The organism is Flavivirga sp. 57AJ16 (genome assembly GCF_028736925.1).
In the GTDB taxonomy this organism is placed as follows: Bacteria; Bacteroidota; Bacteroidia; order Flavobacteriales; family Flavobacteriaceae; genus Flavivirga.
Genome location: NZ_JAQZAT010000006.1, coordinates 114096 through 128189, shown reverse-complemented (window position 1 = coordinate 128189; position 14094 = coordinate 114096). Strand labels below are relative to the sequence as shown.

The following is a 14094-nucleotide window of genomic DNA, read 5'->3' as shown; positions in this document are numbered from 1 at the left end:
TACATTTGATTATGAGCAGAAATTATAAGTTTCATAACCCAGAAGGCTTATATTTTGTAAGCTTTGCTGTAGTAAATTGGCTGGATGTTTTTACCCGTAATATGTACAAAGACATTTTATTGGATAGCTTAACTTTTTGTCAGCAAAGAAAAGGAATGGAAATTGCATCGTGGTGCATCATGACAAATCATATGCATTTAATATTCAGAAGTATAAAGGGCGAAAAGCCAGAATTAATGTTAGGAGACTTCAAGCGATTTACAAGTAAAGCCATTGTAGAAGCCATAAAGGATAATACAAAGGAAAGTAGAAAGTCCTTTTTGTTAGAGCAATTTAAGAAAGCAGCTAAGACTTCGTCAAATGTTAAGAATTACCAATTTTGGAGGCATGATAATAAACCTATTGAGCTATGGAGCAACAAGGTTATAGAACAAAAGATAAATTATATTCATCAAAATCCTGTAGAAGCAGGATTGGTTTATAAACCAGAAGATTATGTTTATAGTAGTGCGATGGATTATGCAGGAGAACAGGGCTTAATAAAGGATATTGTTGTGTTTAGAACCTATGGTTAATGAGTATAATACCACACGAAAGGATTCGTGCGGCAGCGGAGAAAGGACATTAAAACCGCTATTTAAATGGGTTTCGACTGCGCTCAACCTGACAACCAAGGTTAAATTATTGATAATCAGCTTGATAATATTATGCTTACATCGAACTCACGTTAATTAGTATTTTATAACCAGTACATGATGAATAAAAGGTATAAAACCTGAGATCCCCCTTTATGTGCCGAACTTGTTTCAGTATCTAGAGGGATTAGCCTGCCACGACAAAGACGTGGTTCAACTATCTGTTTTGAATGCTCGACTTCGCAACTTTTCCCAGACAATAGGTGTAGACCCATAAAATCATAGAGGTTATATGTAATAAAATGTAATTTATGGAATGGACTAACCTCTCAACTTCATTAATTTATAAATGATGTTGGTCCATACCTGGTAAGACCTAGATATAAATTATAAAAAGTCCAAAAAAAGTCTTAAACCTGAGGAGGCGGGATTAAAATTTCCTTAACTAAGGAGGTAAATACATTACAGTAGTTCCAATTATTTTTAACCAAAATAGGGGGTTGTTCTAAACAAAAATAAGTGGCATTTTTATGAAAATAAACTGGAATGAAAGCCTCTAATATCGAGCCCAAAAATGAAGTACCTTTTGAATCATCAACAGGATTTACAGTCAATTGATTTGCTAAATGACATTTCCCATGACATTGTAATTCTGGCTTTTCCTTATTAACACAATAGGTTTCAATAATATAATCTATGTTTAATTGAAAATGCTACATACCCAATATTATAAGCTGACCTTAAAGCGAAAGCAAAAAATAAAATAGAAGGAATATAATTTCAATTAATATGCTAATTTAGATATAACAGGCAAAATTAACACAAAACTTTTTCTTTCAATAAATTATTTATAGAAATTCTCTTAATAAATTCTTAACAAATAACGGTTTTTATTGCGATTTGTTTAATTTTACCATCTATGAACTTATTTCCCATAAATGCTGGAAACCTAAAACTTGATGGTGGCGCTATGTTTGGCGTTGTACCTAAATCATTATGGGAAAAAACAAATCCTGCCGACGCAAATAACATGATCGAGCTTGCAACACGTTGTTTGCTCATTGAAGATGGTAACAGGCTCATATTAATAGATAATGGTATGGGGAATAAGCAATCCAAAAAGTTTTTTAGCTATTATTATCTTTGGGGAAATCACACTTTAGAAGGCTCTCTTAAAGCACATGGTTTTCATCCTGATGATATTACTGATGTCTTCTTGACACATTTACATTTTGATCATTGTGGAGGTAGCGTTCAATGGAACAAGGATAAAACAGGCTATGAGCCCGCTTTTAAAAATGCTCACTTTTGGAGCAACCAAGATCATTGGTTGTGGGCAACACAACCAAATAAACGTGAAAAAGCGTCCTTTTTAAAAGAAAATATTATCCCTATAGAAGAAAGTGGACAGTTAAAATTCACATCGCTTCCAAAAAACGATCTACTTAATAATTCAGAACTTGGTTTTGATATCTTTTTTGCTAACGGCCATACCGATAAGCAAATGATCCCTCTTATTAAATACAAGGATAAAACCATCGCTTTTATGGCAGATTTATTGCCTACTGTTGGGCATTTACCACTTCCTTATATTATGGGTTACGATACCAGACCCTTATTATCACTTAACGAAAAAGAAAAATTTCTTAACATCGCGGCCGAAAATAATTACTACTTGTTTTTAGAACACGATGCCTATAATGAAATGATCACCGTACAAAAAACAGAAAGGGGAGTTAGACTAAACAACACATATACTTCTCATGATATATTTAACTAAATAAAATTCAAGACTAAAATTAAAACATGAAAACAATTAAGACAATAACAGCTTCTGCCTTTGCAGCTATATTAATCTCTGGGTGCGGTAGTACAGCAGAAATACTATCAACACCTGTAGAAAATATTGACAATATTCCTTTAAAAGTTTCAGACCTAACTGAAGCAGAAAAACACAATTGGGGGCATTTGGATTTGGTAAATGATACCATTCCGGGAATGAGTGTTGATAAAGCTTATACTGAGATTATTAAAAACAAAAAAGGTAAAAAAGTTATTGTTGCTGTTATAGACTCTGGAATTGATATTGACCATGAGGATTTAGATGATGTTTTATGGACCAATACAAAAGAGAAGCCTAACAATGGAATAGACGATGATAACAATGGCTATGTAGACGATATATATGGATGGAATTTTTTAGGAGATGGCTATGATGAGCAATTGGAATTCGTTAGAATTTTGGCTAAAGGAGATATAAGCCACCCTGATTATAGCAGAGCTTTGACCGAGTATGATAAAGAATACAAAAAATACACGGGTTACAAAGAAAACTACGAACGAATCTTTCAACAAATAAAATCTGCCGATGCCACTTTAACCAAACATTTTGGAAAGGCAGATTACACCAAAGCAGAGGTCAATGCTGTTAAAACAGAAGACGAAGAACTCAAACAGGCTTTACAGATAGCTAAGTATATGTACAGTAACGGTATGGACTCTTTGAACGATGCCAAAAAAGAAATCTCCAATGGCCTGGAAAGTATCAATGAAAGACTAAACTACAACCTAAACAAAACGTTTAAAGGACGTGTTAATGGTGATGATCCAGACGATATGTCTACCACTTCTTATGGTAATGGCAATGTAAAACCAGTTAAGAAAAGTGAAAGTCATGGTACACACGTAGCAGGTATTATTGCAGCAGAGCGAAATAATGGTAAAGGGGCTAATGGAGTAGCAAACAATGTGGCCCTTATGAGCATAAGAGCTGTGCCAAATGGTGACGAATACGATAAAGATATCGCTCTGGCCATTAGATATGCTGTTGATAATGGTGCACAAATTATAAACGGAAGTTTTGGTAAAAGCTACTCACCACATAGCGATTGGGTACGAGATGCCATTGCTTACGCTGGAAAAAAGGATGTGCTTATTGTACATGCTGCTGGAAATGATAGCAAAGATGTAGATACTGAGCCTAATTTTCCCGATGACAATGTAAATGGTCAAGAGGTTTCAGATACCTATATAAGAGTTGGTGCTTTGGCTCCAAAGTACGGTTCTGGACTCATTGCTGGTTTTTCTAATTATGGAAAGAAAAATGTGGATGTTTTTGCTCCTGGAGCTAAAGTGTATTCTACAACACCGGAAAATGAATATGACACAAAAGGAGGAACTTCTATGGCCGCACCTGCAGTTGCTGGAGTTGCTGCTTTAATTCGTTCTTACTATCCAAAATTAAGTGCGGCCCAAGTAAAGCAAATACTTATGGATTCTGGTTTGGCCGTGAAAACAAAAGTGGTTGTTGGAGGTAATACGGATGATGTAAGATCTTTTGCAGATTTAACAAAGTCTGCAAAAATGGTTAATGCCTATAATGCTTTAATTATGGCCTCTAAAATGTCTAAATAATATTAATTTAAATGAAATAGAAGGCTCTCTAAAAGGTATCTATAATTATGGATCTTACTTTTTAGAAAGCCTTTTTTAATCCAATATTTATACTATGAAACGATTCTTTATTTCTGTTTTAAGCTTAAGTGTCTTTATTTCCTGTAGCAGTTCAAAAAATACAACGACACCAAAAACACCTGCTGTAACGACGCCACAGACCCAAGCTTCACAAGCGTCAAATACGTATTGGCAACAGCACGTAGATTACAAAATGGAAATTGATATGGACGTAAACACGTATCAATATAAAGGGAATCAAACCTTGGTATATACCAATAACTCGCCTGATGTTTTAAACCGGGTGTATTACCATTTGTACTTTAATGCTTTTCAGCCAGGAAGTGAAATGGATGTACGTTCCCGCACCATTGCAGATCCAGACTCAAGAGTTGGAGACCGTATTAGTAAATTAAAACCTGATGAAATAGGCTATATAAAAGTAAATTCACTAAAACAAAACGGCACTCTTTTAAAACACGAAACAGTGGGTACTGTTTTAGAGGTTGATTTAGCAAAACCGATACAACCAGGAGAAAGTGTCACCTTTAATATGGTTTTTGATGCACAAGTCCCTGTTCAAATACGTCGTTCTGGAAGAAACAATAGAGAGGGGGTTGCCTTATCTATGACCCAGTGGTATCCAAAGTTAGCAGAATACGATTTTGAAGGGTGGCATGCCGATCCATATATTGGCCGTGAGTTCCATGGGGTTTGGGGAGACTTTGATGTTAAGTTAACCATTGATAAAAACTATGTTGTTGGTGGTACCGGTTATTTACAAAATCCCGATGCAACAGCTAATAATGGTAAAATAACATGGCATTATAAGGCACCAAAAGTACACGATTTTACCTGGGCTGCAGATCCAGACTATATTCATGATACACTACAAGTTCCAAATGGTCCGTTATTACACTTCTACTATAAGAACACCTTAGATGCCAAAAAGAAGGAAGGTTGGAAAAAATTACAGCCAAAAACAGCGGAACTTATGACCTATTATAGCGAGCACATTGGCAAATACCCTTACAAGCAATACTCTGTTATACAAGGTGGTGATGGGGGTATGGAATATGCGATGTGTACCCTAATAACAGGAAACCGTAGTTATGGAAGTTTAGTTGGGGTTACTGCTCACGAACTGGCACACACATGGTTTCAATTTTTATTGGCGACCAACGAAGCTAAGCACGAGTGGATGGACGAAGGTTTTACCACTTATATTAGTGGGTTAGCTGAAAATGAAATTATGGGACATAACAGAAAAAACCCTACGGCTGGTGCTTATGGAAATTACATCTATTTGGCCAAGTCTGGGAAAGAACAACCGCTTACAACACACGCAGACCGTTATCATTACAATCAATCTTATGGTATTTCGGCTTATAGTAAAGGTGCTGTGTTTATAGCACAATTGGGGTATATTATTGGCGAGGACAACCTAAAGAAAACCATAAAAAGATTTTTTAACGATTTTGCATTTAAGCACCCAACCCCTAATAGTATTATCCGTTCTGCCGAAAAAGTATCTGGTTTAGAACTGGGTTGGTATTTAATAGATTTTGCACAAACTACCAATACCATTGATTATGGCGTAAAAAATATAGAAGAAAAAAACATCACATTAGAACGCATAGGCCAGATGCCAATGCCTATAGATCTAACGGTAACTTATACGGACGATACTACCGAAGACTTTTACATCCCGTTACAAATGATGCGTGGAGAAAAACCAACCTCGGCTACTTTAAAAGCAGATTGGGCCTGGGCATACCCAACTTACACTTTTGAGGCTTCTAAAGCTGTTAAAAGTGTCCAGATCGATCCTAAAGAAATGATGGCAGATATAGATAAAAAGAATAATACTAAGTAAATTTTAGTCTTTAAAATTTTTAATAACATAAAAAAAGGCACTTTATAAAAATAGAGTGTCTTTTTCTTTATAGCTATATTGAGTAGGCTAAAAGTTGTGTCTTTAAACATTATTAAAATATATTGGAGATATCTAATACCAGTTCTTATTAGAAGTATCATCAATAACATGACACGTTTTAATCCTTTTATTTAATAACGGGAGTTCGATTTAAAACCTGTCTGCCGACAGGCAGGCAAGGGAGTTTTTAACAATAAATTCACTAATTATACGATTTGTCGCCTTGTGCCTTACGACTTTTAGTTTATACTGAGCGTAGTCGAAGTACTCAACCTGACAACCAGGATTAAATTATTGATAGTCTGTTCAATAATTTTATGCTTACATCGAGTTTAATAATAAAAACCTCATTGTCATGTCGAAATGAGTCACGATTGAGACATCTCATAAGGGCAATTATTCTAATAAAAAGACAAAGAAACATCAGGTTTTATGCATTGTTTATAAGATTTATCAAGTTTATATCAAGCATTAAATTACTGTAATTCAATGTATTCAAAACACGGCCCTATTAGGTAGATTATACCGTGGTTGAGGTATTAATTGTTATTACTACTTTTGTATTCATATTTTATGTATGTCTACAACTTATCCTAAAAAAGAAAAACTTAAAAGCAAAAAGGTCATTGAACAGTTATTTGACAAAGGTCGATCTGTTTCAGCTTTTCCTTTGCGCTTAGTTTACCTTCAAACAACTTTTGATGATGATGCTATAGCTAAAACAGGCGTTTCTGTAAGCAAACGGAATTTTAAAAATGCTGTTGATAGAAATCGTATAAAACGATTGTTAAGAGAGGCCTATAGACTAAATAAGACTGTGTATTTTAACAACATTACAACACAATATGCGTTTATGATTTTGTACATTGGCAAAGACAAACCAAACTTAATTCAAGTAGAATCCAGAATGAAAGACTTGTTTGAAAAATTTTCCAACAAGGTTTCAAAATAATAATATACTTCCACTATGAAGAATTTACTAAAAAAGAAAATCATAATTCCTATACTGGCAGGTGTCCTCTTTTTTACTGGAACTGCTTTTAAAAACGATTTTTTCGAAATAGCAAAGCAAATAGAAATATTTACAACGCTTTTTAAAGAACTCAACATGAATTATGTTGACGAAACGAACCCAGGTGATTTAATGGATACTGCTATTAAAAGTATGTTAGCGGATTTAGATCCATATACCAATTTTATGAACGAACAAGATGTTGAAGCCGCCAGAATTAATAATACGGGCGATTATACCGGTATAGGCGCTCGGGTTAAAACATTTAAGGACAAATTGGTTATTGTAGAACCTTATAAAGGCTATCCTGCTGATGAAGCGGGCTTGAAAGCAGGAGACGAAATCATTCAAGTTGGTGACATTATCATTGAAACTTATAAAGAAAATGCAGGCGATTTATTAAAAGGTGCTTCAGATACGCCTGTAGAGGTTACTTATAAACGCCAAGGCAAAACACATACCGCTACCATAAAAAGAGCCGAAGTAGAAATTAAGGCTGTACCCCATTTTTCAATGGTTAACGATAAAACAGGCTATATTGTGTTAAGTAAGTTTAGTAATAAAGCACATTACGAAACCAATTACGCTTTACGCGATTTAAAGGCCCAAGGAGCAGAACAAATTATTTTGGATTTAAGAGGAAATCCTGGTGGACTCCTTAATGAAGCCATTAAAATAGTAAATCTCTTTGTGCCAAAAGGGCAATTAGTGGTTACCACAAAATCTAAGGTTAAAAAATATAATAAAACCTATTATACACAAGACGAGCCCATCGATACAAACATACCTTTAGTGGTTTTAATCGATGGCCATAGTGCTTCGGCAAGTGAAATTGTATCGGGCTCATTGCAAGATTTGGATCGTGCCGTTATTGTAGGATCAAGAAGTTTTGGTAAAGGTTTGGTACAACGCCCCAAACAACTTACTTATGGAACACAGGTTAAAATAACCATTTCAAGATATTATACGCCTTCTGGTAGGTGTATCCAGTCTCTGGATTATTGGAACAGAAATGAAAAAGGAGAAGCGGTTCGTGTAAAACAAGAAAACTACAACGAGTTTAAAACAAAAAATGGGCGTAAAGTATTTGATGGGGGCGGCGTGTTTCCAGACGTCATTTTTAATACTTCCAAAAACTCGTCCATTACAAATGCCATCGTAAATAGCGACTTAATATTTAATTACAGTACCGATTATTATTATAAACACACTATAAACGATATTAATAATTTAAAACTTTCTGATACTGACTTTTCTAATTTTAAAAACTATTTAAAAACCAATAATTTTTCTTTTGAAACAGCAACGGAAAAAGCACTTTACGACGTTTTAGAAACAGCAACCAAAGAAGGGCTAAATGATAATATAGAAAAAGACTTTAATGCTTTGGTTACTAACCTAAAGGCATCAAAAACCGATGTTATTGAAGAAAATAAAGATTATTTGTTAGAATTACTAACCGAAGATATAGTAAAAAGATATGTTTACAGAGAAGGGCTGTACGAATATTATAAAGTAAACGATCCTAAGATTAAAAAAGCGACAGAAATACTTAGTAAACCATCTACGTATCTTAATTATTTAAAATAAGATCTGTTTTATTTCTATAAGCTCATCTTGACTTTTTGTTTTCAACCGAAATCGAAGATTCATGAACTCCTATTTATGATAATAAGAGTTAAGTGAACTAAAATGACGTGAAATTTGTATAGATGAGACCCTTTTTTAATGGCCTAGTTCACTAAACATAAAAAAGTAACGAAATATGGACGAATTTTGGCCGTTCTTTCCTGCCAGCAGATAGGTTTTAGGAAATAGAAAAAGTCAAGATGAATTTTATATCAAAAAAATTAAAAATAGTATATTTATACCTGTTCTATTACCCCGCTATGAATAAATTATTGGTACTTATCTTATTAACGTTAAACACGGCATTTGCATTCTCCCAAAAAGAATTGACTCACAATGTTTACTTTGATACAGATAAGTATAACCTCCCACCAACAGAAGAAAACCGTTTGCTTCTCTTTATTTCGACCTTAACAGATGTAGACATCGAGACCATTTCTATATTTGGATTTTGCGATGACATTGGTGCCGATACTTATAACTTAAAATTATCCCAACAGCGCGCAGATGCTATAAAAGCTATTTTTTCCAGTAATGAAATTAGCGATGAATTAATTACAAATGTTGATGGAAAAGGCGAGGTTTTATTAAAAATCGTTGAAGAAAAAAACCTATTAAAAATAAGAGGCTTAAACCGAAAAGTAGAAATTATAGTAACACCAAAAAAACCTAAGCCCAAACCCGTTGAAAAAAAGCCTGTAGAAAAAGTTGTTAAAAAGAAAAGCACGTCAGAACTAATAAAAGGAGACCTTAAAGTTGGCGATAAAATAGTTTTTAAAAATATTCTATTTAAAACCGGTTATAGTAAGGTAACATATGAATCTAAAAAAACACTGGAAGCGATTGCCAAGGCGCTTGTAGAACGTAAAGATATTTATTTCACCATACAAGGTCATGTATGTTGTACACAATACAGTAGAGATGCCGTAGATAGAAAGACCAAAAAGCGTAACTTATCTGAAGCTCGGGCAAAATATGTTTATGATTATTTTGCAAAAAAAGGGGTTGATAAAAGACGAATGCGCCATTTAGGGATGCGCCGAAAATTTCCACTTGGCGGTGATCCAAAATTCGATAGACGTGTAGAAATTTTAATAACCTATGTGGGTGAATAAAGAATACTTCTGCAGTTTAGTTTTGGTATTGCTAAGTTGTATTGGTATCTCTCAAAACACATCTATTCCTGATCCTAATTTTGAACAGTTCCTTATAAACGAAGGTATTGATAGTGATAACCTTGTAAATGGTACTGTTTTAACAGCAGATATTAGTGCGGAACCATCGCTGGACATTCGAGGTTTAAATATTCAAGATTTAAGTGGCATTGAAGATTTTAGTGCTTTAACAGAGCTCTTTTGTGATAACAATTTATTAACGAGCCTAGATGTGACCCAAAATTCAAACCTGCAAATTTTATGGTGTGGTTCTAATCAGTTAAGTAGTTTGGATGTGACCCAAAACACAGGCTTAATTTCATTGGTTTGCGGTAATAATCTCTTAGCCAATTTAGATGTGACCCAAAATCCCAACTTAAATGTTTTAGTATGTAATAACAATCAAATAACATCCTTAAATATATCTCAAAATATCACCCTAAATAGGTTTGAGTGTGGCAATAATCTCTTAAATGACCTGGACCTTTCCAATAACCCAAATTTAACTTTTTTTGCTTGTGAAAATAATCAGCTAACAAACCTGAATGTCTCTATAAATAATCAGCTAATCAACGTAAATTGTGCCTTTAATGCATTAACAGCATTAGATCTCTCTAATAATTTTAATGTGACGCAATTAGATTGTAGCCATAATAATCTGTGTAGATTAAATCTTAGAAATGGTAATAATAGCAATATTACCCTAATGGATTTTAGGGCTAATCCCGATTTAAATTGTGTTGTTGTTGATAATCCTTCTGGAAATCACTCAACTTGGGAACCTGTTACTTTTTCAAATTATATAGCATCCCAAAACGATTGCAGCAATTTTGTTAATGTAGATACACTTGACAATGTTGTAACTAATAGTTCTTATACTTTACCAAATCTAACAAACGGTAATTATTTTATGCAATCTGGTGGCCATGGTATTCAGTTTAATGCTGGAGATATTATCACAAACTCGCAAACTATTTATATTTATAATGAAACAGCTTGTGATAGTAACGAGTCTAGTTTTAGTGTATTAATTATTGAAGACGCTTATTATATTCCTAAATACTTTACACCAAATAATGACGGTCGCCATGATGTATGGCAAGTTTTCGATAGTAATAATTCAGTAAAAATGACACATATTTTCGATAAATACGGTAAACTTTTAAAATCGTTACACCCAAACTCCCAAGGTTGGAACGGTACTTTTAACGGACACCCACTAAATACTGATGATTATTGGTACGTAGTCACTCTTAACTCGGGTGAAGTTATTAAGGGACACTTTACTTTAAAGCGTTAGTTAGATTAATTCCTTAGCTGGCTATTCTTTAATCATAGCAATATGCGGAATATTATCTTCTAAATATTCCTCACCTATAGCTGTAAAACCCAAATTAGTGTAAAATTTAGTTAAATATACCTGTGCCGATATTTTTATTAATGATGTATTAAAGCGCTCTGTAATGGCTTTAATAGACGCTTTCATGATATCGTAGCCATATTTATAAGCACGTTCTTTTTTAACTACCACAACTCTGCCTATACTGGGTTCCTTAAAATAATCTCCTGGTTTAAAAATACGGGTATAAGCCACCAATTCAGCTTTTTTAAAACCTAAAACATGTAATGCTTTTTGATCTTTTCCATCAATATCCTGATAGACACAATCTTGCTCAACCACAAAGACCTCACTTCTTAATTGTAATAAATGATACAATTCTTGTTTGGTTAATTCTTCAAAAGTTTTTACTTGTACTTTTAGCATGTTTTATAAAGTCAATAAAGAGTTACTATGTCATTCAGAACGAAGTGAAGAATCTATAAATATAACGCCAAATAAAAAACAAAATGATCACATAACTATTATGTTTATAAGTATATCTCTAAAACATAACATTTAAAAGATTCTTCAGTTGTGCCTGCCTGTCGACAGGCAGGCTTCTGAATGACATGTGTTATCAATCCTGTACAATCACATCCTTCACATCATCTTTACCAAATTCTGGCTGAATGTTCACGTGATTAATATCATATTTATTAAAAACCAAATCTTCTATTTCGTGTAAGATAACATCAAATTGAGATAAGGTAATATCTTTATTAAAATCTATATGCGCTTCTAAATGAATTTCTTCTTCGTTTAATTGCCAAACATGAACATGATGTACATTTTCAATACTTTCAAAAGCGTTTATTTCTGTAACTATTTGTTTTATGGGGATATCGTCCGGAGTAAATAACATTAAAACCTTTGTAGAACTTTTTAACAAATCGAAACCCATCCAAATCAAATAAAGTGCTATCACAAATGTCAATACACTATCTACCCAATACACTTGGTAATATTTCATTAACAAACCTCCTATCAATACGGCAATACTAGCCATCATATCTGTTAATAAATGCAGATAAGCGCTTTTCATATTCATATTAGATTGAGAATCCCTTTTTAATAAAAGTACACTAAAACCATTAGCTATAATCCCTAAAAGGGATAACCAAATAACTAAATTAGATGCTATTTCTTGAGGATCTTGAAATCTCTTTACAGCCTCAACTATTAATAATACAGCCACAATTATTAACGTAGATGCGTTTATAAACGCTGCTAGGATTTCTGCACGTTTATACCCAAATGTTCTATGAATTGAAGCCTTCTTTTTTGATAGTTTATTAGCTATGTAACTTACAACCAAAGAAAGTACATCGCTAAAATTATGTAATGCATCACTTAGCAGTGCCAAACTACCAGAAAGGATACCGCCTATTACTTGTGCAACAGTAATAAGGATATTTAATAAAATAGATATAAAAAGATTACGTCCTTTTAGGTCGTTATGAACATGTGTGTGATTATGAGTATGCGAATGTCCCATTTAACAGGATAAAGGAATCTTATCTATTCTATTTTGATGTCTCCCCCCTTCAAAATCCGTATTTAAAAATGTTTCTACCATCTGTAAAGCTTGAGGTATGGCAGTGTAACGCGCTGGTATACATAAAATATTGGCATTGTTATGCTGTCTGGTAAGCTCAACAATTTCCTTAGTCCAACATAAACCAGCTCGCACATGTTGATATTTATTAGCAGTCATGGCAACACCATTGGCACTACCACATATTAAAATACCAAAATCTGCCTTTTTATTTTCTATATCCTGTGCCACAGGGTGTACAAAGTCTGGATAATCTACACTATCATTTGCATCTGTACCATAGTTGTTAACAGTATAATCTTTAGCTTCTAAATATGCTTTAATAGCGAATTTATAATCTGTTCCAGCGTGATCGTTTCCTATAGAAATTGTCATGATTTTATTGTCTTGTTGTTATAGGCTATAAAGGTACTAACTATATATTAAAAAACATTCATGTCATATAAAAGAGATCAGACCACTTCATTATCAGAACCAAGAAAAAAGACTTAATTTTAATCAATTGACAAACAGAATTACCAAGATATCGTTAAAGCATATTAAAAGTATCTCACTATAAAAGCTTTAAAAATATAATTATAGTTCAAACTAAAACACTATTTAGTAAATTAACCATAACTAATAATGTGTGTTATTATATTCATTACTTGTTAATAAGTGTTGATTACTTTCTAAAAGAAAAATATTGATAATCCATTTATTTTTTCAATGAAAAATCAACATCACTTTACCAAAAATTTAATCCATTTTTTTTAGCAATGTTATGAGACTTAAAAATGATAGATGTGAACACAAAAAATAAATATAGTTATTACTGAAAGTTGTTAGTTTGAGTTGTTAACAAGTGTGGATATAAAATTTAAAATCATTAAAAATGAACCTATTAAAATAAATTCAATTGTTAATTAACTATTAATAGAACGTAAATTAATTATTATCAAAATAAAATCTGAAAAAGTTATCCTTGCTATTAACATGCTATAATAACCACCATTTATTTTTTAAATTTTAAAAAGAAAATAGTATTATACTATATAATGTGGATAACTCTAAAATTAAATAATTTTACTTTTGTTTTTTAAACTTCTAATAAAGATTTATCTTTTAACGGACTCTAATTAATCTTTGTTTTTGCTTAGTATATTTAGTTCTTTAAATGGTATTAGGCTTGCTATAGGTGCTTCTTTTTTTATAGTGGTATAATTCCATTACTTTTTAAATTGATGCTCTGTAATATCTTTAAATGCTTTTAGCTGAGTGTGTAGCTTAAATTTAACTAAAGTTGTTTTCTAATGGCCTAATCTTTTGCAATTTTGAATGCAATCGAGACCTATTTGAA

Annotated in this window: 11 protein-coding genes; 8 read left to right on the top strand and 3 right to left on the bottom strand. The window is 32.9% G+C overall.

All coding sequences use genetic code 11. The features are described from left to right. Window positions 1-11 precede the first annotated feature (11 nt). From PQO00_RS08220 to PQO00_RS08185, 8 genes are all read left to right on the top strand, one after another. Window positions 12-575 (top strand): transposase, encoded by a 564-nt coding sequence (locus PQO00_RS08220; protein ID WP_274184361.1) that lies wholly within the window; start codon window positions 12-14, stop codon window positions 573-575. A gap of 979 nt (window positions 576-1554) precedes the next feature. Further along, on the top strand, window positions 1555-2415 hold the full coding sequence (locus PQO00_RS08215) for an MBL fold metallo-hydrolase (protein ID WP_274184360.1): 861 nt from the start codon (window positions 1555-1557) through the stop codon (window positions 2413-2415). A 26-nt stretch (window positions 2416-2441) separates the two neighbouring features. Beyond that, a complete protein-coding gene (locus PQO00_RS08210) occupies window positions 2442-4049 on the top strand; it encodes a S8 family peptidase (RefSeq protein ID WP_274184359.1) in 1608 nt (535 codons plus the stop codon). A 94-nt stretch (window positions 4050-4143) separates the two neighbouring features. Next, window positions 4144-5964: a M1 family metallopeptidase gene (locus PQO00_RS08205; RefSeq protein WP_274184358.1), complete on the top strand. Its 1821-nt coding sequence runs from the start codon at window positions 4144-4146 to the stop codon at window positions 5962-5964. A 637-nt stretch (window positions 5965-6601) separates the two neighbouring features. Beyond that, complete coding sequence (gene rnpA, locus PQO00_RS08200) at window positions 6602-6976, top strand: ribonuclease P protein component (RefSeq protein WP_274184357.1); 375 nt, start codon at window positions 6602-6604, stop codon at window positions 6974-6976. A gap of 15 nt (window positions 6977-6991) precedes the next feature. Next, complete coding sequence (locus PQO00_RS08195) at window positions 6992-8626, top strand: S41 family peptidase (protein ID WP_274184356.1); 1635 nt, start codon at window positions 6992-6994, stop codon at window positions 8624-8626. Window positions 8627-8865: 239 nt separating this feature from the next. Continuing rightward, window positions 8866-9780: an OmpA family protein gene (locus tag PQO00_RS08190; protein WP_274184355.1), complete on the top strand. Its 915-nt coding sequence runs from the start codon at window positions 8866-8868 to the stop codon at window positions 9778-9780. After that, complete coding sequence (locus PQO00_RS08185; RefSeq protein ID WP_274184354.1) at window positions 9773-11119, top strand: T9SS type B sorting domain-containing protein; 1347 nt, start codon at window positions 9773-9775, stop codon at window positions 11117-11119. Before PQO00_RS08190 ends, PQO00_RS08185 begins: the two co-directional genes overlap by 8 nt. 21 nt (window positions 11120-11140) lie before the next feature. Here the strand turns inward: PQO00_RS08185 and PQO00_RS08180 are convergent, their stop codons facing one another. The 3 genes from PQO00_RS08180 to rpiB all read right to left on the bottom strand — a co-directional run bounded on the left by PQO00_RS08180 (window position 11141) and on the right by rpiB (window position 13130). After that, entirely contained in the window at window positions 11141-11584 is a 444-nt protein-coding gene (locus PQO00_RS08180) for a GNAT family N-acetyltransferase (RefSeq protein WP_274184353.1), read from the bottom strand. A gap of 193 nt (window positions 11585-11777) precedes the next feature. After that, window positions 11778-12695, bottom strand: coding sequence for a cation diffusion facilitator family transporter (locus PQO00_RS08175; protein WP_274184352.1), 918 nt, complete (start codon window positions 12693-12695; stop codon window positions 11778-11780). Then, a complete protein-coding gene (gene rpiB, locus PQO00_RS08170) occupies window positions 12696-13130 on the bottom strand; it encodes a ribose 5-phosphate isomerase B (RefSeq protein ID WP_274184351.1) in 435 nt (144 codons plus the stop codon). It lies immediately after the preceding gene. Window positions 13131-14094: the final 964 nt, after the last annotated feature.